This window comes from Peterkaempfera bronchialis, assembly GCF_003258605.2.
Classification (GTDB): Bacteria; Actinomycetota; Actinomycetes; order Streptomycetales; family Streptomycetaceae; genus Peterkaempfera; species Peterkaempfera bronchialis.
This window is the reverse complement of the sequence record NZ_CP031264.1, coordinates 2,591,090-2,609,620: the sequence shown is the minus strand read 5'-3', so window position 1 is coordinate 2,609,620 and position 18,531 is coordinate 2,591,090. Positions and strand designations below refer to the sequence as shown.

The following is an 18,531-nucleotide window of genomic DNA, read 5'->3' as shown; positions in this document are numbered from 1 at the left end:
GGCGGTGGAGGCGTGTCCAGCCGATGCGCACGGTGCGGACACAACCGTGGCGCAATCGCAATCGGACCACTACGTTCCGTTTGGTGTCGCAGGCTGTCCGTGCCGGAGCGGCGGCCGGATGCGCGCACAGCGGCCCCGATCCGCGAGGATGGAACCATGACCGCCCAGATTCTCGATGGCAAGGCCACCGCAGCAGCGATCAAGTCCGAACTCGCCACCCGCGTCGCAGTGCTCAAGGAGCGGGGCATCACCCCCGGTCTCGGCACCGTGCTCGTCGGCGACGACCCGGGCAGCCAATCCTATGTACGCGGCAAGCACCGCGACTGCGCCCAGGTGGGCATCGCCAGCATCCGGCACGACCTGCCGGCCGACGCCACCCAGGCCGATGTCGAGGCCGTGGTCCGCGAGCTCAACGACGACCCGGCCTGCACCGGCTACATCGTGCAGCTGCCGCTCCCCAAGGGCCTGGACCCGCACGCGGTGCTGGAGCTGATGGACCCGGCCAAGGACGCCGACGGCCTGCACCCGGTCAACCTGGGCCGTCTGGTGCTGGGCATCCCCGCGCCGCTGCCGTGCACCCCCAACGGCATCCTCGAACTGCTGCGCCGCCACGGCGTGCAGACCCGGGGCGCGCATGTGGTGGTCGTCGGCCGTGGTGTCACCGTCGGCCGCTCCATCGGCCTGCTGCTCACCCGCCGCAGCGAGAACGCCACCGTCACGCTCACCCACACCGGCACCCGCGACCTGACGGCGGAGCTTCAGCGGGCCGACATCATCGTGGCCGCCGCCGGAGTTCCGCACCTGGTCAAGCCCGGCGACGTCCGCCCCGGCGCGGCCGTGCTGGACGTCGGCGTCAGCCGCACCGAGCACGGTCTGGTCGGCGATGTCGACCCGGGCGTTGCCGAGGTCGCGGGCTGGCTGTCGCCCAACCCCGGCGGCGTCGGCCCGATGACCCGGGCCATGCTGCTCGCCAACATCGTCGAGGCGGCCGAGCGGGCCGCCGGTATCACGCAGAACTGAGGGACGCCGATGGGTGTCGTACGGAACCGGTCGCGGCGGCGACCGCCGCGGGAGACCACGGGCACGCTGCCCCCGGAGGGTTCGGCCGCACCCGCCGGCCGGGCTCGTCCGCTGCCGGTGCGGCAGTGGCCGATCACCCTGGTGACGGCCGTGGTCGCGGGCGGTCTGCTGATCACGGCTGCGGACCGGTTCAGGGCGGGCGCGGTCATCGTCGGCGCGGCCCTGCTGCTGGCAGCGCTGCTGCGGATGCTCTTCCCGGAGGTGGGGATGCTCGCGGTGCGCAGCCGGTTCACCGATGTCTCGGTGCTCTGCGTGCTGGGCGGCGCGATCGTGCTGCTGGCCCTGATCGCGCAGCCGCACCCGTGGCTGCACTTTCCGTTCCTGGACCGGATGACCGGTCTGCTGGGACGGCACACCTAGCTGGTCGGCCGACCGGGCCCGGTCGCCCGTCGGCCCGCCCGTACGCACGGCTGCGGCGCCCCGCCCCTCCTTGGTGGAGGGACGGGGCGCCGTGCCGTCGGGCAGGACCGTAGGGTCAGCGCCGCCCGCGTGCGAAACCGCCGTCGCCGCCGCCGCCGAACCCGAAGCCGCCGTCGCCACGCCGGTCGTCGCGGCGGTCGAAGCGGCCGCCGTCCCGGCCGAAGCGGCCCTCGTCGCGGCCGAAGCGGCCGAAGCGACCCTCGTCACGCCCGAAACGCCCGAAGCGGCCGAAACGCTCGTCGCGGCGGTCGAAACGGCCCTCGAAGTGACGGAAGTGGCGGTAGTGGCGGAAGTGGCGGAAGTGGCGGTGGTGATGACGACCGTGGTGGCGAAGGCGCTCACCATGCCCCGAGCGCTGCGCTTGCTCGGAGTGGACGACGGCCGACGACACCGCGGGCTTCGCGGGTGTCACGGCTGCCGCCGCCGTGCCTGCGGAACCGAGGACGAGGCCCCAGCCCGCGGCAGCCAGGGCGGCGGCGACCGCGATGCGCTTGCCAGCAGAGCGAGTGGACATGAAGTACACCGTTCCTTTCCTGATTGCGGAAGGTCACCCTCCCGGGACGCGACCGGTTCGGCGGGGCCGAAACGACCCCTGTGGCGGTGCATCCGTGACCCAGAGTTGCCCGGCGAACACGGAACGGGTATTCAGGAGGGGGATTCTGGGACGAACCGGAAATCCCAGACCGTGGGCCTGCGGGGACGCCCACCGCTGACGGAGAACCTGGGACGGGGATGGGATATGGCCCGCTGGCGACCGCTGCCCGGCACGCTCGATCCGGATCTGCACCGCCTGATCGAGCAGCTGCGCCGGCTCAAGGACCGCAGCGGCCTGAGCCTGGTCGCCCTGGCCGAGCGCACGCCGTACAGCAAGTCCGCCTGGCACCGCTATCTCAACGGCGCCAAGTTCCCGCCGCGCCAGGCCGTGGAGGCGCTGGGCATGGTGGCCGGAGCGGACGCCCCGCGACTACTGGCGCTCTGGGGCCTGGCCGAACGCAGCAGACTGGACGCCGCCCGCCGCTACGAGGTGACCGGCGGCCCACCCGCCCCCTGCGAACACAGCCCGGCCCCCGAGCCGCCGCCTCCGGTGCCCGTCCCCGCCGCCGCCCTCCCCGCCCCCGCTGCCGCCACCCCCGCCGCAGTCGCCGTCGCCGTCGCCCCGCCCGTCGAGACCCCGCTGCGCGGCCTGCTGCGCCGCCGCCGTCCGCCCGGTGGCCGCCTGATCCCCGCCGCCCCGGCGCTCGCCCTGGCCGCCCTGCTCGCCGCCCTGCTGTACGCCTTGGGGCCGGGAGCCCATGGCGCCCGCATCGTGCGGGACACCGTCCGCTCACTGCTGGGCTCCCCGGCCCGCACCGCCGTCCCCGGTACCCCCGGCACCCCCGTCCGGCCCCCGACCGCGCACGCCCGGACCGCCGCCCGCACCGCCTGCCGCGCCGCCGCCTGCCAGGGCCGCGACCCCGACACCGAAGGCTGCACCCGGCACGCCCGCACCGTCAGCTCGGCCCCGCTGGCCGGGGTCGAACTCCGGCTGCGGTACAGCGACCGCTGCCGTGCCGCCTGGGCCGACATCACCCTCCCCGTCCGACCCCTCCCGTCCGGGGAGACGGCCACGCTGGCCGTCGCCGATCGCGGCGGCGTCCTGGTGGCCTCGCGGGCCGGTCGGCGCCGCAGCCCCATGCTGGCCACCGTCGCGCCCCACCGCACCCGCGCCTGCGCCGCCGTCGGCCAGGTCCAGGCGTGTACGGGCGACCCCGGCACCGCCGCCCCGCTGCTGCTGCCGACCGCCGAACCCTCACGGCTCACCGGCCGGGCCACCCCGGGGACACCCGGCCGCCCCTGCGGCCCGATCCCCCAGACCTGCACAGGCGCCCCCCACCCGGGCCACTCCTCCGACCCGGTGTCCCGCCACTGGCCACCCCCACCCCCCACCACCTGGGCCATCCCCATCCTGGCGACCCACCACCCCACCACCCTCCCCCTCCTCTGGCCCACCACCCCCGGCTGACCCCTCCCCGCCCCCCGCACCGGTGCCGCCCGCAGCGCCGACTCACCGCCCGCGCAACCCCCGGCCCACCCCCATCCCCGCAGGCCGCGCCCTTCCCACCCCCGCCCCCCGCGCCCCGTCACCGCCAACCCCCGCCCGGGTGCTGCCCGCAGCGCCGACTCACCGCCCGCGCAACCCCCGGCCCACCCCTCCGCCCCCAAGGGTCCTGGGATAGCCTGGCCATGGATCTCTCGAAGTCGAGAGATCGATCAGGGTCCGGCATGGCGGGTGTGCCGCTCCCACCCTTCGGGCGGGAGGTGCCCCCCTCTGCCGGTGCACCTGACCCCCCTCAGGCATCAGCTGGAGAAGGCACACCATGACCCGCACTCCCGTCAACGTCACCGTCACCGGTGCGGCCGGTCAGATCGGCTACGCGCTGCTGTTCCGCATCGCGTCCGGGCAGCTGCTCGGTGCCGACACCCCGGTGAAGCTGAACCTCCTGGAGATCCCGCAGGGCCTCAAGGCCGCCGAGGGCACCGCCATGGAGCTGGACGACTGCGCCTTCCCGCTGCTGCGGGGCATCGAGATCACCGACGACGCGAACAAGGCATTCGACGGTGCCAACGTGGCCCTGCTGGTCGGCGCCCGCCCCCGCACCGCCGGCATGGAGCGCGGCGACCTGCTCTCCGCCAACGGCGGCATCTTCGGCCCGCAGGGCAAGGCCATCAACGACCACGCCGCGGACGACATCAAGGTCCTGGTCGTCGGCAACCCCGCCAACACCAACGCCCTGATCGCCCAGCAGCACGCCCCCGACGTCCCGGCCGAGCGCTTCACCGCGATGACCCGCCTGGACCACAACCGCGCCGTCGCCCAGCTCGCCAAGAAGCTCGGCGCCTCCGTCGACGACATCAAGAAGCTGACCATCTGGGGCAACCACTCGGCGACCCAGTACCCGGACATCTTCCACGCCGAGGTGGCCGGCAAGAACGCCGCCGAGGCCGTCAACGACGAGAAGTGGCTGGCCGAGGAGTTCATCCCGACCGTCGCCAAGCGCGGTGCGGCCATCATCGAGGCCCGTGGCGCCTCCTCCGCGGCCTCCGCCGCCAACGCCGCCATCGACCATGTGCACACCTGGGTCAACGGCACCCCGGAGGGCGACTGGACCTCCATGGGCGTCGTCTCCGACGGCTCCTACGGCGTGCCCGAGGGCATCATCTCGTCCTTCCCGGTCACCACCAAGGACGGCAGGTTCGAGATCGTCCAGGGCCTGGAGATCAGCGACTTCTCCCGTACCCGCATCGACGCCTCCGTCCAGGAGCTGATCGACGAGCGCGACGCGGTCCGCTCGCTCGGCCTCATCTGAGCAACCCGAGCGCCCCGCACCACCACCGGCGGCCCGCCACCCCCACCCCGGGGGCGGCGGGCCGCCGGTGTCGTTCACCCGGGCGGGGCCAGCAGTCCGCAGAGCCGGTCCAGGGCGCCGGTGAAGGCGTGGTCCGGCGGGGTGCCGTAGCCGACGACCAGGGCCGGGGGATAGGGGCCGGGGTCTGCCGGGTCGCGGAAGTGCCCGAGGGTGTTGAGCACAAGCCCGGACTGTGCGGCCCGCGCGGCGAGTGCGGCTTCGTCGGCGAGCCGGGGCGGCAGCTCCAGGACGGCGTGCAGTCCGGCGGCGATCCCGGTCACGGCCACGTCCGGGGCGCGCTCGGCCAGTACGGCGGTGAGCCGGTCGCGGCGGCGCCGGTAGTGCAGCCGGGCCCGGCGCACCTGCCGGTCGTACCCGCCGGAGTCGATCAGCTCGGCCAGCGTCAGCTGGTCCAGTACGGGGGAGTGGTGGTCGGCCAGGCGCTTCTGGGCCACCACCGCGTCCAGCAGCCGGGGCGGCACCGCCAGCCAGGCCAGCCGCAGCCCCGGCGCCAGGCTCTTGCTGGCCGTGCCCGCGTACACCGCGTGGTCCGGGTCGAGTCCTTGAAGGGCGCCGACCGGCTGCCGGTCGTATCGGAATTCGCCGTCGTAGTCGTCCTCCACCACCACCCCGCCGCAGGCCCGCGCCCAGGCGACGGCGGCGGTCCGCCGGTCCGGGTGCAGCGGCACCCCCGCCGGGAACTGGTGCGCGGGCGTCAGCAGCACCGCGTCCGTACCCGGCCCCAGCAACTCGGTGCGCGCCCCGCGACCGTCCAGCGGCAGCCGGTCCACCGCCAGCCCGGTCGCCCGCAGCCCCCGGCGGGTGTCCGGGAAGCCCAGCGCCTCCACCGCGATCCGGCGCCCGCCCAGCGCCCGCAGCGCCCGGCCGAGCACCCCCACGGCCTGGACATAGCCGGTGCAGACCACCAGCAGACCGGGGTCGGTCCGCACGCCCCGGGTGCGGGCCAGATAGGCGGCCAGCGCCTGCCGCAGCTCGGGCAGCCCCTGCGGATCGGTGTAGCCCAGCAGATGGTTGGAGGCCCGGTTGAGCGCCCGGCGGGCGGCGGCCAGCCAGGCGGCGCGCGGGAAGAGCGACAGGTCAGGGCTGCCCGGCCGCAGGTCGTACGGCGGGGCGGGGTGGCCCGGCAGCGTCTCGAACGGGTCGGCCGGATCGGGGCTCCGCCGCCGGGCGGCCGTCCCGTACGCGAGGTCGGCCCGTTCGGCGACCCGGGTCCCCGAACCCTGCCGGGCCGTCAGCCACCCCTCGGCGACCAGCTGACCGTAGGCGTCCGCGACCGTGTTGCGGGCCAGCCCCAGATCGCGGGAGAGCGCCCGCGACGACGGCAGCCGGCTGCCCGGCGCCAGCCGCCCGCTGCGCACCGCCTCCCGCAGCGCCCGCTCCAGCGCCGCCCGCACCCCCGGCCCCGGGGTGAGATCCAGGTGCAGGTCGCTTCCGGCAGTGGCCCAGGAACCCATGCCCCAAGTGGACCACAGGGCCGGGCCGCCCGGTGCCTAGCGTGGAACCATGACCACGACAGCAGACCCCGCCACCACCGACGCACCGGTCCCCGCCCCCGCGCAGCGCATCCAGCTCAGGAAGGCGGCGCCCGACGTCTACACGGCGATGTACGCGCTGACCAAGGCGGCGGCCCAGGGCCTGGACCCGGTGATCGCCGAACTGGTGAAGGTGCGCGCCTCCCAGCTCAACGGCTGCGCCTACTGCGTCGACCAGCACTCCCACGACGCCCGCGCCCTCGGCCTGACCGAGCGGAAGATGTACGGCATCCCCGTCTGGCGCGAGACCTCCTTCTTCACCGCGCGCGAGCGGGCCGCCCTGGCCCTCACCGAGGCCGTGACCCGGCTCGGCGACCACGGGGTGCCCGACGAGGTGTACGACGAGGCCGCCCGGCAGTTCCCGGAGGACGAGCTGGCCCGGCTGATCGCCATGACCGTGACCATCAACGCCTGGAACCGCCTCGGCGTCACCGCCCGGTTGTCCCCTGCTCCGGACCCCGACCACAGCTGATCCGACCGCAGCTGATCCGAGTCCACGGCCTACCCCCGTCCCCACCGTCCCGATAATGTGTACGGCCACACGGCAAGGGCCGGTGGAACGGGGGAGTGGACAAGCCATGGCGGTACCGCACACCAGACGGATGCGATCCCAGACGGTCTCGCTCGGCATCGTGAGCGCGGTCGCCCTCGCCCTCACCTCGTGCAGCAGCAACGACAAGCCCGACCTGCGGTGCGTCGACAGCCAGAACTTCAAGACGGTCTCCGCCTCGCTCTGCGACAGCCAGCCCGGCAACGGCTACGCCACCACCGACCGCTACCAGTGGTACGAGAACGACAAGACCCGCCACAGCACCACCGCCGGCACCGGCTACTACGGCCACCGTTACACCGGCCCGCGCCTCTCCAAGGGGTCCGGCGGGTCCGGCGACAGCGTCCACCGGGGCGGCTTCGGCGGCCATGGGAAGAGCAGCGGCGGGTGACCCGCTGATGCAGCGCCACCGCATCGCACCGCGCCCCGGCTGGCAGCAGACCGTCGAGGAGCAGGGCCTGATCTACCCGCTGACCCGCTACCCCGACGACACGCTGCGCCCCTACTGGGACGAGTCGGCGTACTACTCCTTCACCCTCCCCGAGGTCGAGGCGCTGGAGGAGACCGTCGAGGAGCTGCACGCCCTCTGCCTGAAGGCGGCGGCCCACATCGTGGCCGAGGACCGCTTCGCCGAGCTGGGCATCACCGACCCGGTGGTGGCCGCCGCCGTCGCCGAGTCCTGGCGCCGCCGCGCCGAGCAGCCCAGCCTCTACGCCCGCTTCGACCTGCGGTACGACGGCACCGGCCCGGCCAAGCTGCTGGAGTACAACGCCGACACCCCCACCTCCCTGGTCGAGGCGGCCTCCCCGCAGTGGTTCTGGATGGAGGAGCGGTTCCCCGGCGCCGACCAGTGGAACTCCCTGCACGACCGCCTGGTCGCCGCCTGGCAGCGGCAGGCCGACCTGCTTCCGCCCGGCCACCCGGTCCACTTCGCCCACTCCCACGACGACGAGCTGGGCGAGGACCAGATGACCGTCGTCTACCTCATGGAGACCGCCCGGCAGGCCGGTCTGGCCACCCGCTCCATCGCCATGGAGGACATCGGCTGGGACCCGCTCTCCGGCCGCTTCGTGGACGACCGGTACGGCTTCCTGCGCACCGTCTTCAAGCTCTACCCCTGGGAGTGGCTGGTCGCCGACGGCTTCGGCCCGCAGGCCGTACGCACCGCCGACCTCGGCGGCGGCAGCGGCTCCACCCTGTGGATCGAGCCGCTGTGGAAGATGCTGCTCTCCAACAAGGCGCTGCTGGCGATCCTCTGGGAGCTCCACCCCGGCCACCCCAACCTGCTCCCCGCCCACCTCGACGGCCCCCGCGACCTCACCCGGTGGGTCGCCAAGCCGCTGCTGGGCCGCGAGGGGGCCGGCATCGTGGTCCACGACGGCACCGGCCCGGCCCCGGAGACCGATCCGCAGGAACGCTACTGCTGGCAGCAGCTCGCCCCGCTGCCCGACTTCGACGGCAACCGCGTCGTCCTCGGCGCCTGGGTGGTCGGCGACGAGGCGGCCGGACTCGGCATCCGCGAGTCGGCCGGCCTCATCACCGACGAGTACGCCCGCTTCCTGCCCCACGTCATCCGCTAACCGGCGGCCAGCACCTCCCGCAGCTGCTGAAGCGCCCACGCCAGGTCCTCCTTGGCGATCACCAGCGGCGGGGCGATCCGGATCGTCGACCCATGGGTGTCCTTCACCAGCACCCCCCGCTCCATCAGCAGCGCCGACAGCCGCCGCCCCGAGCCGAATGCCGGGTCCACATCCACCCCCGCCCAGAGCCCGCGCCCCCGCACCTCCCGTACGGCGCCGGTCGCGGCCAGCTCCGCCAGCTCGCCGTGCAGATACGCGCCCAGCTCGGCGGACCGCTGCTGGTACTCGCCGGTCCGCAGCATCGCCACCACCTCCAGCGCGACCGCGCAGGCCAGCGGGTTGCCGCCGAACGTGGACCCATGGCTGCCCGGCGTGAAGACCTCCAGCACCGCCCGCGAGGAGACCACCGCCGACACCGGCAGGATGCCGCCGCCCAGCGCCTTGCCCAGCACATACATGTCCGGCACCACGCCCTCGTGCTCGCAGGCGAAGGTCCGGCCGGTGCGCCCCAACCCCGACTGGACCTCGTCCGCGATCAGCAGCGCCCCGCGCCGCGCGGTGATCTCCCGGGCGGCGGCCAGATAGCCGGGCGGCGGCACCAGCACCCCGGCCTCGCCCTGGATCGGCTCCAGCAGCACCGCCACCGTACGGTCGTCCACGGCAGCCTCCAGGGCCGCCCGGTCCCCGTACGGCACGATGTCGAACCCCGGCGTGTACGGGCCGAACCCCTCCCTGGCCTCCGGGTCGGTCGAGAAGCTCACGATCGTCGTCGTACGGCCGTGGAAGTTGCCCGCCGCCACCACGATCCGCGCCTCGTCCGCCGGCACCCCCTTCACCCGGTAGCCCCACAGCCGGGCCGTCTTCACCGCCGTCTCCACCGCCTCCGCGCCGGTGTTCATCGGCAGCACCGCCTCCATCCCGCACAGCTCGGCCAGCTCTGTGCAGAAGGCGGCGAACCGGTCGTGGTGGAACGCCCGGGAGGTCAGGGTGACCCGGTCCAGCTGGGCCTTGGCGGCGGCGACCAGCCGGGGGTGCCGATGGCCGAAGTTGAGCGCCGAGTAGCCCGCCAGCAGGTCCAGATAGCGGCGGCCCTCCACATCCGTCATCCAGGCGCCCTCGGCCTCGGCTATCACCACCGGCAGGGGGTGGTAGTTGTGGGCGCTGTGGGAGTCGGCGGTCGCGATGAGGGTGTCGGTGAGGGGGCGCTGCTGGCTCATGAGGGTTCATCTCCGGGGGGTCGCCATTGACCGGTCTGCCTGCCCTCGTCCTTCCCCGGCGAAGGCCGGTTCTCCCGTCCCCACCCGGCCCAGCCCGCCCCACCGGTCGCATCCCAGCCCTCGCCCCCGGCCCCCCGGTCGCATCCCAGCCCTTCGGCCCCCGTTCCGTCCGTCGCATCCCGCCCCGCGCCCCGGCCTCTCTTGTCCGACTCCACCCCCCCGCCGCGCCGCATCCCCCCGCCCCTTATTGACCGGTGCTTCCCCACCCCGGACGGTAGAGTGAGCCGTGCCGCGACTGGCGAGCTGCGTGGAAGCGACCACGAGGAAGCGGCACCACCCCGGGCATGCCCGGGGACGCACCACCGCCGGAGTGCCGTCCGCCTGGGCACCCGGGTCACATGTCGTTTGAACGACCGACCCGGGAGGACCGCGATGAGCGCACCCGACCGTACCGACCGCCACCCCGCCCTTGCCGCCGCCGACCCCGAGATCGCCTCGCTGGTCGCCGCCGAGGAGCAGCTCCAGGCCGACACCCTGCGCCTGATCCCCAGCGAGAACTACGTCTCGCAGGCCGTGCTTGAGGCCTCCGGAACCGTCCTCCAGAACAAGTACTCCGAGGGCTACCCCGGCAAGCGCTACTACGAGGGCCAGCAGAACATCGACCAGGTCGAGGCCATCGCCGCCGACCGCGCCAGGGCCCTCTTCGGCGTGGACCACGCCAATGTCCAGCCCTACTCCGGCTCGCCCGCCAACCTCGCCGTCTACCTGGCGTTCCTCAAGCCCGGCGACACCGTGCTCGGCATGTCGCTGCCCATGGGCGGCCACCTCACCCACGGGTGGGGCGTCTCCGCCACCGGCACCTGGTTCCGGGGCGTGGGGTACGGCGTGCGCCGCGACACCGGCCGGGTCGACCTGGACGAGGTCCGCGACCTGGCCCTGGCCGAGCGGCCCAAGCTGATCTTCTGCGGCGGCACCGCCGTGCCCCGGGTGATCGACTTCGCCGGGTTCGCCGAGATCGCCCGCGAGGTCGGCGCCGTTCTGGTGGCCGACATCGCCCACATCGCCGGCCTGGTCGCGGGCGGCGCCCACCCCTCCCCGGTGCCGCACGCGGACGTGGTCTCCACCACCACCCACAAGACCCTGCGCGGCCCGCGCGGCGCCATGCTGATGTGCCGCGAGGAGCACGCCCGGGCCATCGACCGGGCCGTCTTCCCCGGCCTCCAGGGCGGTCCCCACAACCAGACCACCGCCGCCATCGCGGTCGCCCTCCGTGAGGCCGCCACCCCGGAGTTCGGCGGGTACGCCCACCAGGTCGTCGCCAACGCCCGCGCCCTCGGCGAGCAGTTGGCCGCCCGAGGCTTCGACCTGGTGTCCGGCGGTACCGACAACCACCTGCTGCTGATCGACCTCACCGGCCGCGACGTGCCCGGCAAGGTCGCCGCCAAGGCCCTGGACCGGGCGGGCATCGTCGTCAACTACAACACCGTGCCCTACGACCCCCGCAAGCCCTTCGACCCCTCCGGCATCCGCATCGGCACCCCGTCCCTCACCTCCCGGGGCATCCCCGAGTCGGAGATGGCCGCCGTCGCCGAATGGATCGACCGCGTCGTCACCGCTGCCCGTACCGGCGACGAGGAGACCGTCACCAAGGTCCGCGCCGAGGTGAAGGCCCTCATGGACGCCTACCCGGCCCCGGGCCTGCCCCTCGGCTGAGCCCCGCCGTCAGGTGCCCCCGCCGGAGACCGCCGTCCCGGCGGGGGCACGTCACGTCACCCTGCGGGACCGGGTCGGCCGAGCACCGCCCACACGGTCTTGCCGACTCCGCAGTCGCGCGGCTCACAGCCCCACTCGTCCGCCAGCGCGTCCAGCACCGCCAGCCCCCGGCCCGACTCCTCCGCCTCCCCGGCCTCGCGCCGCCGGGGCAGGTGGTGGAGGTCGGCGTCCGACACCTCGATCCGCAGGAACTCCGGCCGGATCTCGAACCGCGTGCAGATCTCCCGGCCCGGCGACACCCGGGCATGCTGCACCGCATTGGTGACCAGTTCGCTCAGCACCAGCTGCCCCGAGTCCAGGTACTCGGGGGCATCCCAGACCGCCAGGAAGTACCGCAGCATCCGCCGCGCCGACCGCACCGACGCCGGATGCCGGGTGAACCACCACTCGGCCTCGCCCTTCGGCGTGATTGTGACTTGCGGCTCGGACATGGAGCGGACCCCCTGGCTACGCTGAGCAATGAAGTTGCTTCGTTCTGCCACCAAGCATCGGGGATCCTCAGTAGAGTGACGAGCAATCAGTCATTGCCACCACGCAGTGTCACCAGGGGGGATACGCCATGGCCAAACAGCGGAGCGCGCCCGGATCGACCAATAGCCCGGCCATACTCTTCGGAGCGGAACTGCGCCATGCCCGCGAGGCCATGTCCTACTCGCAGGGAGATCTGGCCAATCTGCTCCACGTGGACCGTTCGCTGGTCTGCCGCATCGAGGCGGGCGAACGCGTCCCGCAGAGGCACTTCGTGGAGGGCTGCGACAGGGCGCTGAACACCAGCGGCCGGATCAAGCGGATCTGGTCCCAGGTGGACTGGTACGCCGAGATCGAGCACCCGGACTGGTTCCAGCGGTACGCGGACATGGAGGCGCAGGCCGTTGCGGTCCGGCAGTTCCAACTTGCCCGCATATCGGGGCTGTTGCAGACCGAGGACTACGCGCGGGCGATGTTCTGCGGAGGACTCTCGGAGTGGGACGAGGCGCGCATCGATGAGCTGGTGGCTGCCCGCATGAGTCGACAGCGGCGCTTCCTCACTGGCGGGGCACCGCTTCTGATCGTCGTGCTCGATGAGAGCGCAATCCGCTGCCACGTCGGTAATCCGGAGGTGATGCGCGGCCAGCTTGACCACCTGCTGACTCTTGCGCAACGCCCTAATGTCGTACTCCAGGTCGCGCCGTTCGATCGGTACGATCTGAGGCGCCCAGATGCCTCTATGACACTGCTCACCCTCCCCGACGGGCATGACTGGGTCTACTCGGAGAGCCTCGACAGGGGCCATTTCGTCGATAACCCGGAAGTCATCGCCGACTATGCACGAACCTACGACCTGCTCCGGGCGGGGGCACTCTCGCCTCGCGAAACGGTCGCTTTCATCACCAGCGCAAGGGAAGGTTACGACCATGACGCAGCAGGAGCTCCGAGTGGCAGTGTGGCGCAAGAGCAGCCACAGCGGGACCAACGGCGGCGAGTGCATCGAGGTGGCCCCCGGATTCACCGGCGTCGTCCCCGTCCGGGACAGTAAGGACCCGCTCGGTCCGGCCCTCATCTTCCCGGCCGCCGCCTGGGAGTCGTTCGTCTCCGCCGTGAAGGCGGGGGAGATCACCGCGACCTGCTGACGTGGCCGTCGCCCCGGCCCTGGAAAACCTCGGGCTGGTGCGACGGCGGCAAGCACGTTTCCTCGTTGCCCTGCGTCCTGGACTTCGTCGTTGGCCGAGCTGGTCGCGGCGGGGTTGGTCTTCACGGTGCCTCAACGCGGTACCTACGTCGCCGAGCCGGCGGGCGAGGACGAGCGCCAGGACGACGCCCCGGACGCATGAGAGCCCCGCGCGGCAGCCTCGGGGGAGGGACCGCCTAGCGGGGCTCTCGCGGGTCACGAAGGTGCGGAGGGGGACCGCACCCCGGAAGACGAGAGCCGGGTTGCCGTCCCCGTCTGTCACAACCGGGTCCGGCGACCACCCGCCCGGGCGGAACGGAGCAAGTTCCGTCCGGACGCGTGGGGCTTCGGGGTGCTACACCAGCGCGGCAACGCGCTTGTGCAGCGTCTTCGGGAGATCGTCCAGCGGTCGCCACTCGGCGGCGGAAACCTCCTCTTCCTGAATCCGGGGGTTCACCTCACGGACCGTGCGGAAGACGAACCGGAAGTCCGCGTGCTGGTGGGCGGGCTCCCCCTTCGCGGGGTTCTCGGGGATGTCGTGCACGTCCACGTGAACGGGCATCTCCAGGATGGGGAGGAACCCGCCGTCCACGCCGGTTTCTTCGGCGAGTTCCCGCAGCGCGGCGCGCATGAGTTCGGCGTCTTCAAGCTCCAGGTGCCCGCCGGGGGTAAGCCACTTGCCGGTTGCGTTGTGGTGGATGAGCAGCACGTTCCCGGCGTCGTTGACGAGCACGGCCCCGGCGGTGACGTGCAGCGGGGACGTGCTGCGGCTGGTCGGGTCGTCGTCCCGGTCCAGCGCGGCGAACACCGGGGCAAGGCTGTCCTTGTCCTCGGGGTGCTCGTCCGCGTAGCCCGTCAGGACGGTCCGGATGTGTTCGGGTGACATTGCCATGTGCCTTACCTGTTCCAGTAGTTGAGCCACTGCGCCGCGATGGCACTTCGGTCGGCGGCGGGGACTTCGTGCATCCCGGGCGACAGTTCGCCCCGGGCTATCGCTCGCGTCGCCGCGATGATCTCGCCCTGTACAAGGAAGATGAACGGTCCGACGCTTGCCCCGTGCAGGAAGTTGACCGCTTCCCCGCCGTTGAGCAAGTAGAAGTAGTGACCGCTCGTCTCGTACCGGGTCACGTGGTCGCCGAAGCTGGAACGCCGGTACCCCTCCGGGAGGCCGGCCAGTTCCAACTCATCTTCCGAGCTGGTGACCGTGGCGACGTACGCGCCGTTTCGCAGCGTGGGGAAGTCCTCACCCCGCAGGGACAGAGCCCCCGTGGCGCACAGGACGAGCCCGGCGGCGTGTATGGCCGCATCCCGGTCCCGGGCGACCCCGAAGCCCTGCGAGAGCGCCTGTGCACGCCGTACGGGGTCGATGTCGTACACCGTGACGTGAACCCCCTTCGCGTGCATCAGACGGGCGATGCTGGACCCGAGCTTGCCGAAGCCGATCACGAGCGCGGAACGGCCGTGCAGGATGTCCCCGCGCTCACGCAACAGCGCCTCGGCGGAGAACACCACGCTCTGACCGACCAGGAAGTCTTCCGGGTCTTTGAGCGGAGAACGAGCGACCGAGACCACGGGGCACGGCAGCTTGTCCCGCTCGGCGTAGCGCTTGTGGCCGTTCTCCGTGTCTTCGACCACGCCCAGGATCGTGCCGGAGTACCGCACGCACAGGTCCTCCAGCACGGGCGCGAAGTACCCGCCCACGTCGAGCAGCACGATCCGTTCGCCGGGTGCCCGGCTCTCCATGTAGGCCAACGCCACATCCGGATCTGTGAACAGCTCACGCGTCAACTCGTCTACGTTGAACGCCTGTTCCACTTCGCGCCGCGCGTTGTCGTTGATCGACTTCGGCTTGGGCAGTACGGCGCGCAGGTCGGAGACGGCCCCCACGGCGCGGACGAATGCGGGCCGCTCGGGCAACAGGTGCGTGATGAGCAGCGAGGACGGGCGGGCAGCCGGCTCGGGGGCGAAGTCGGCAGCGATGCGCGACCAGTAGGTGTTGAGTCGGGCTCTGTCGGACGGTTCCAAGGGACTCCCCTTCCCTTCGGGGGTGTAGCCGGTCCGGGTGGCGACGTGTCAGGGCAGCCGCGACCCGGACCGGAGTCAATGAGTGGTGCCGGGGGTCGCGTGCGGGTTGGCGCTCTCGAACGGGCAACGGCCCGGGTGCCCCTCGTACAGCGGGCACGCCTGCCCCTCCGGGCTGATCACCCGACAGTCGGGGATCTGCCGGACCCGGTACGGCGGGATGCGGTCTGATGCTCTTCGCAGACCGCTGCGACACCACGGCGCAGCCGTTCCAGTGGGGGTTCACCACCTCCGACCGGTTTGATCTCCCCGGCTGTGCGGCGGGCCCGGGGGCTGGCTAGGCTGGCCGGACCGTTCACCGATGGGGGAGTCGATGGCAGACGGATTCCGGGTCGAGGCCGACGAGTTGGCGCAGGTGTCCAAGGAGTTGCGCGAGGCGACCGGCAGCATGGGCGGCGCGATGCATGCGCTGGACAGTACGTCGCCGCAGGTGACGGGGCATCGGATGCTGGACATGGCCTGTGCCGGCTTCGCGGACAACTGGAAGTACGGGCTGAAGCAGCTCAATGAGACGCTGCATGCGATCAACGAGGGCCTGGACGTCACCGTCAAGGCGTACCGGGAGAGCGACGAGGCGATCCGCCGGACGATGACCGGGCAGGTGGCGTGATGTCCATCGGCTTCGGTGACTGGGCCGCGCCGCTGGACCGGGAGGGCTTCGACGCGATCGGGTTCGACCCCTCCCCGGGCAGTCTGCCCGGTATCCAGGCGCTGGTGGGCGACCTCCAGCAGGCCGCCAAGGAGTTGCAGGACGCCTGCGACAGCGTACGGCGGGCGTCGAACAACGGGCAGGCGTGGCAGGGCGAGGCGGCGGACGCGTTCTCCGCCCGGATCGCCAAGCTGCCCGGGCAACTCGACGTCGCCCACGCCTCGTTCGAGTCCGCGCGCAGGACCATGGCCGACTGGCACGACCGGTTGGCGACCATGCAGCAGCAGGCGGCGGACCAGGAGGCCCAGGCCAAGGCGGCGAAGGCGCGTCGCGACCAGGCCGCCGACAACCCCGACCTGAAGCTGGCCGGGGTCTGGCTGCCGGACGACCAGTTGCCCGATGCCGAGGCCCGGTTCCGCAAGGCGCAGGCCGATCTGCATGTGGCCGATGCCGACCTCCAGGCGATCATCGCGCGGGCGGAGGCGCTGCGGGCCGACCATGACCAACTGGCCCAGCAGGCCGCCCAGGCGGTCGCCAAGGCGGGGGACCAGGCTCCGGACGGGCCGGGCTGGTTCGCCAATCTGCTGGACAGCGTCAAGAAGATAGCCGCCGCCCATATCCAGCTGGCCAAGGACGCCATGGCCTGGGCGAAGGCCCACGCCAATGCGATTGCCGCCGTGGGCGACCTGCTCAGCAACGCCAGCACGCTGGTCGGGTTGGTGGCCCTCGGGTGCGCGGCCGTCGGGTTGGAACCGGCGGCGGCGGTGCTGGACGGGGTCTCCATCGGGCTCTCCGGGGCGGCGCTGGGCGTGCACAGCGTCGCGGCGCTCGCCGGTGCCGACGTCCCGTTGTCCAGCTTCGCCGTGGATGTGATGGGCACGCTGCCGGTGCTCGGGGCGCTCGGCAAGGCGGGCAAGCTCGGCACGGATGCGGCCAAGGTCGCCAAGGCCACCAAGTTCGGCGACGACGCCGGGAAGTGGGGCACCGGCTACTCGGTCATCGGCTGGCTCGGCGACGCCTCCGGCGTCAAGCAGTTCGTCCCGCGCGACAACCGCCAGTGGGGCGAGGTCATGCTGCCCGGCGGGCCGCTGCTGGTCGGCCTGGAGAACGCCTGGCAGGACGGCTCGGAGAAGGACAAGGCCGCGGCGGGGAAGGGCAACTGAACCGGATATGGATGCCTCGCGGCTGGCGGCCCACCTCGATGGACGCCCCGAGTACACCTACCCCTGCCTGACCTTCCGCCGGGACATGCCGTACGAACTGTGGGTCGCGTACCTCTACGGCTACCGGCTGGAGAGCTATGGGACGGATGACATCTTCTCCCGCTCCGGCTCGTGGATCCGCCTGCGTCTCGACCCGTCCCCGGAGGCGCAGGCGCGGGCTGCCTGGATGCGCCGCCCCGACCTGCGACCGGGGGTGCCCGCCCCGGTGCCGTGGCAGCAGGCCCAGCCGGGGCAGTGGCCGCTGCTGTGGACGCCGCCGGGGTGGCCGCCCGGCTGGGGGCCGACGCCCCCACCGGTGGAGCAGATGCCGCAGCTCCCGGTGTCCAGGTGGTACGAACGGGTGCCGCCGCGCGGGCTGCTGGTGATCGCGGCCGGTCTGGTGGTCTTCCGGGTCCTGGCCCACCTCGGGGTGGGCAAGGGCGCGACTCCCGGCGGCGGCCTCTCCCCGGCCGACCTGGTCGTCCTGCTGCTGGTCGCCGCCTGCCTGACCGGCGCGTGGCTCTCCGCCCGTGCGCGCCGGGTGGGCCGGAAGCCCGGCTGACGTCCGGCTGATGCCCTGCTGATGCCCTGCTGACGCCGCCCGCGCCGGCGAGAGAGACGCGCGCGACCGCACCCGCCCATCCCGACCGGGAGGAACCGCCGTGAGCAGCGGCACCGTGGAGTTCGAGGTACCGCCGAACTTCGTCCCGTTCCAGATCGCCGACGACCTGGAGCACGCCCATGAAGCCGTCCTGGAGCGGATAGGGGCCGCCGCAGCCGGGCTCCCGGCCGACCGGCGGCGCGACCTGGTCGAGCTGTACGCCCAGGCGTCCGCAGCGCTGACCGAGGCAGGCGCGGTCTGGTCGGGCAGCTGGGTGGGCACCCTCGGCGACCGGCGCTCGATGGCGACCCTCACGGTCACCGAGCTGGAGACCGGACCTGCCCCGCAGGAGACCGCGGCGGCCGGTCTGCTGGAGGTCCTGGCGCCCGCCCCGGCGGAGGACGGACGGCCCACCGGGGTGATCCGCCGCTTCGACGCACCCGCCGGGCCGGTGGTGATCACGGTCGGGCAGCTTCCCGGCTGGCGGCTCTCCGCCGACGAGACCGTCCCGATCCTCTCCGCCAAGGCCTATCTGCCGATGCCGCCCGGGAACGAGGGCGTCCTGATCGTGGAGCTGAGCACCCCGGACCTCGACCACTGGCAGGACGTTTTCGCCCCGCTCCTGGTCCAGGTCGTCCGCTCGATCCGCTTCCCCGAGGGACCGCAACCGGCCCCTGACCAGCCCGCCGCCCCGCCCGTCCCGAGCCCCGGCGCCCCCGACCTGCCGGACGACCCGTTCGGCACCGTGCTGCACTGACCGGCCGGCCGGGCCGGCCGGGCAAGCCGGGCA

Annotated in this window: 20 protein-coding genes and 1 riboswitch; of the genes, 14 read left to right on the top strand and 6 right to left on the bottom strand. The window is 72.8% G+C overall.

What is annotated here, in order from left to right; all coding sequences use genetic code 11:
* The first annotated feature begins 156 nt into the window (after nt 1-156).
* A complete protein-coding gene (locus C7M71_RS11370; protein ID WP_111493273.1) occupies nt 157-1,020 on the top strand; it encodes a bifunctional methylenetetrahydrofolate dehydrogenase/methenyltetrahydrofolate cyclohydrolase in 864 nt (287 codons plus the stop codon).
* 117 nt (nt 1,021-1,137) lie between these two features.
* On the top strand, nt 1,138-1,440 hold the full coding sequence (locus tag C7M71_RS11365) for a DUF3017 domain-containing protein (protein ID WP_229758666.1): 303 nt from the start codon (nt 1,138-1,140) through the stop codon (nt 1,438-1,440).
* A 115-nt stretch (nt 1,441-1,555) separates the two neighbouring features.
* Here C7M71_RS11365 and C7M71_RS30600 read toward each other — a convergent pair whose 3' ends face one another.
* Nucleotides 1,556-2,023, bottom strand: a complete 468-nt coding sequence (locus tag C7M71_RS30600; RefSeq protein ID WP_111493269.1) for a hypothetical protein — start codon at nt 2,021-2,023, stop codon at nt 1,556-1,558.
* Between the two features lie 216 nt (nt 2,024-2,239).
* Between C7M71_RS30600 and C7M71_RS30595 the strand changes: the two genes are divergently transcribed.
* On the top strand, nt 2,240-3,502 hold the full coding sequence (locus C7M71_RS30595; RefSeq protein WP_162824217.1) for a helix-turn-helix domain-containing protein: 1,263 nt from the start codon (nt 2,240-2,242) through the stop codon (nt 3,500-3,502).
* Nucleotides 3,503-3,857: 355 nt separating this feature from the next.
* Nucleotides 3,858-4,847 (top strand): malate dehydrogenase, encoded by a 990-nt coding sequence (locus tag C7M71_RS11355; RefSeq protein WP_111494207.1) that lies wholly within the window; start codon nt 3,858-3,860, stop codon nt 4,845-4,847.
* A 74-nt stretch (nt 4,848-4,921) separates the two neighbouring features.
* Here C7M71_RS11355 and pdxR read toward each other — a convergent pair whose 3' ends face one another.
* Nucleotides 4,922-6,361, bottom strand: coding sequence for a MocR-like pyridoxine biosynthesis transcription factor PdxR (gene pdxR / locus C7M71_RS11350; protein ID WP_111494205.1), 1,440 nt, complete (start codon nt 6,359-6,361; stop codon nt 4,922-4,924).
* 49 nt (nt 6,362-6,410) lie between these two features.
* Between pdxR and C7M71_RS11345 the strand changes: the two genes are divergently transcribed.
* From C7M71_RS11345 to C7M71_RS11335, 3 genes are all read left to right on the top strand, one after another.
* Nucleotides 6,411-6,911, top strand: coding sequence for a carboxymuconolactone decarboxylase family protein (locus C7M71_RS11345; protein WP_111494203.1), 501 nt, complete (start codon nt 6,411-6,413; stop codon nt 6,909-6,911).
* A gap of 130 nt (nt 6,912-7,041) precedes the next feature.
* Nucleotides 7,042-7,380, top strand: coding sequence for a hypothetical protein (locus C7M71_RS11340; protein ID WP_229758665.1), 339 nt, complete (start codon nt 7,042-7,044; stop codon nt 7,378-7,380).
* A gap of 7 nt (nt 7,381-7,387) precedes the next feature.
* Nucleotides 7,388-8,569, top strand: coding sequence for a glutathionylspermidine synthase family protein (locus C7M71_RS11335; protein ID WP_111494199.1), 1,182 nt, complete (start codon nt 7,388-7,390; stop codon nt 8,567-8,569).
* On the opposite strand, the gene rocD is transcribed toward C7M71_RS11335, so the two are convergent.
* Complete coding sequence (rocD, locus tag C7M71_RS11330) at nt 8,566-9,786, bottom strand: ornithine--oxo-acid transaminase (RefSeq protein ID WP_111494197.1); 1,221 nt, start codon at nt 9,784-9,786, stop codon at nt 8,566-8,568. The two genes, C7M71_RS11335 and rocD, sit on opposite strands and share 4 nt — an antisense overlap.
* A gap of 281 nt (nt 9,787-10,067) precedes the next feature.
* Nucleotides 10,068-10,180, top strand: a riboswitch (ZMP/ZTP riboswitch).
* A 38-nt stretch (nt 10,181-10,218) separates the two neighbouring features.
* Between rocD and C7M71_RS11325 the strand changes: the two genes are divergently transcribed.
* On the top strand, nt 10,219-11,499 hold the full coding sequence (locus C7M71_RS11325; RefSeq protein ID WP_111492611.1) for a serine hydroxymethyltransferase: 1,281 nt from the start codon (nt 10,219-10,221) through the stop codon (nt 11,497-11,499).
* Between the two features lie 56 nt (nt 11,500-11,555).
* Here C7M71_RS11325 and C7M71_RS11320 read toward each other — a convergent pair whose 3' ends face one another.
* The gene (locus tag C7M71_RS11320; protein WP_111492612.1) at nt 11,556-11,990 is read right to left on the bottom strand and encodes an ATP-binding protein; all 435 of its coding nucleotides are present in this window, start codon (nt 11,988-11,990) and stop codon (nt 11,556-11,558) included.
* A 128-nt stretch (nt 11,991-12,118) separates the two neighbouring features.
* Between C7M71_RS11320 and C7M71_RS31650 the strand changes: the two genes are divergently transcribed.
* Both C7M71_RS31650 and C7M71_RS31645 read left to right on the top strand, forming a co-directional pair.
* Nucleotides 12,119-13,075, top strand: a complete 957-nt coding sequence (locus tag C7M71_RS31650) for a helix-turn-helix domain-containing protein (RefSeq protein WP_111492613.1) — start codon at nt 12,119-12,121, stop codon at nt 13,073-13,075.
* Nucleotides 13,032-13,169: a DUF397 domain-containing protein gene (locus tag C7M71_RS31645; RefSeq protein WP_229758664.1), complete on the top strand. Its 138-nt coding sequence runs from the start codon at nt 13,032-13,034 to the stop codon at nt 13,167-13,169. The genes C7M71_RS31650 and C7M71_RS31645 overlap by 44 nt, the downstream gene beginning before the upstream one ends.
* A gap of 393 nt (nt 13,170-13,562) precedes the next feature.
* Here the strand turns inward: C7M71_RS31645 and C7M71_RS11300 are convergent, their stop codons facing one another.
* Both C7M71_RS11300 and C7M71_RS11295 read right to left on the bottom strand, forming a co-directional pair.
* Nucleotides 13,563-14,129: an NUDIX hydrolase gene (locus C7M71_RS11300; RefSeq protein ID WP_322975162.1), complete on the bottom strand. Its 567-nt coding sequence runs from the start codon at nt 14,127-14,129 to the stop codon at nt 13,563-13,565.
* Entirely contained in the window at nt 14,105-15,232 is a 1,128-nt protein-coding gene (locus tag C7M71_RS11295; RefSeq protein ID WP_111492616.1) for an adenosylhomocysteinase, read from the bottom strand. Before C7M71_RS11295 ends, C7M71_RS11300 begins: the two co-directional genes overlap by 25 nt.
* 370 nt (nt 15,233-15,602) lie before the next feature.
* Between C7M71_RS11295 and C7M71_RS11290 the strand changes: the two genes are divergently transcribed.
* The 4 genes from C7M71_RS11290 to C7M71_RS11275 all read left to right on the top strand — a co-directional run bounded on the left by C7M71_RS11290 (nt 15,603) and on the right by C7M71_RS11275 (nt 18,498).
* Nucleotides 15,603-15,899 carry a WXG100 family type VII secretion target gene (locus tag C7M71_RS11290; RefSeq protein WP_162824216.1) on the top strand — a complete coding sequence of 99 codons (297 nt, stop codon included), beginning with the start codon at nt 15,603-15,605 and terminating at the stop codon, nt 15,897-15,899.
* A complete protein-coding gene (locus tag C7M71_RS11285; protein ID WP_111492618.1) occupies nt 15,899-17,101 on the top strand; it encodes a WXG100 family type VII secretion target in 1,203 nt (400 codons plus the stop codon). Before C7M71_RS11290 ends, C7M71_RS11285 begins: the two co-directional genes overlap by 1 nt.
* 7 nt (nt 17,102-17,108) lie before the next feature.
* Nucleotides 17,109-17,702, top strand: a complete 594-nt coding sequence (locus C7M71_RS11280) for a hypothetical protein (protein WP_162824215.1) — start codon at nt 17,109-17,111, stop codon at nt 17,700-17,702.
* A gap of 100 nt (nt 17,703-17,802) precedes the next feature.
* Entirely contained in the window at nt 17,803-18,498 is a 696-nt protein-coding gene (locus tag C7M71_RS11275; protein ID WP_111492620.1) for a hypothetical protein, read from the top strand.
* Nucleotides 18,499-18,531 lie beyond the last annotated feature (33 nt).

Bases quoted from the DNA above. Each gene is read 5' to 3' on its own strand.
- C7M71_RS11370 (WP_111493273.1), top strand. From the start codon at position 157: ATGACCGCCCAGATTCTCGATGGCAAGGCCACCGCAGCAGCGATCAAG.
- C7M71_RS30595 (WP_162824217.1), top strand. From the start codon at position 2,240: ATGGCCCGCTGGCGACCGCTGCCCGGCACGCTCGATCCGGATCTGCAC.
- C7M71_RS11355 (WP_111494207.1), top strand. From the start codon at position 3,858: ATGACCCGCACTCCCGTCAACGTCACCGTCACCGGTGCGGCCGGTCAG.
- pdxR (WP_111494205.1), bottom strand. From the start codon at position 6,361: ATGGGTTCCTGGGCCACTGCCGGAAGCGACCTGCACCTGGATCTCACC.
- C7M71_RS11345 (WP_111494203.1), top strand. From the start codon at position 6,411: ATGACCACGACAGCAGACCCCGCCACCACCGACGCACCGGTCCCCGCC.
- C7M71_RS11340 (WP_229758665.1), top strand. From the start codon at position 7,042: ATGCGATCCCAGACGGTCTCGCTCGGCATCGTGAGCGCGGTCGCCCTC.
- C7M71_RS11335 (WP_111494199.1), top strand. From the start codon at position 7,388: ATGCAGCGCCACCGCATCGCACCGCGCCCCGGCTGGCAGCAGACCGTC.
- rocD (WP_111494197.1), bottom strand. From the start codon at position 9,786: ATGAGCCAGCAGCGCCCCCTCACCGACACCCTCATCGCGACCGCCGAC.
- C7M71_RS11325 (WP_111492611.1), top strand. From the start codon at position 10,219: ATGAGCGCACCCGACCGTACCGACCGCCACCCCGCCCTTGCCGCCGCC.
- C7M71_RS11320 (WP_111492612.1), bottom strand. From the start codon at position 11,990: ATGTCCGAGCCGCAAGTCACAATCACGCCGAAGGGCGAGGCCGAGTGG.
- C7M71_RS31650 (WP_111492613.1), top strand. From the start codon at position 12,119: ATGGCCAAACAGCGGAGCGCGCCCGGATCGACCAATAGCCCGGCCATA.
- C7M71_RS11290 (WP_162824216.1), top strand. From the start codon at position 15,603: ATGGCAGACGGATTCCGGGTCGAGGCCGACGAGTTGGCGCAGGTGTCC.
- C7M71_RS11285 (WP_111492618.1), top strand. From the start codon at position 15,899: ATGTCCATCGGCTTCGGTGACTGGGCCGCGCCGCTGGACCGGGAGGGC.
- C7M71_RS11280 (WP_162824215.1), top strand. From the start codon at position 17,109: ATGGATGCCTCGCGGCTGGCGGCCCACCTCGATGGACGCCCCGAGTAC.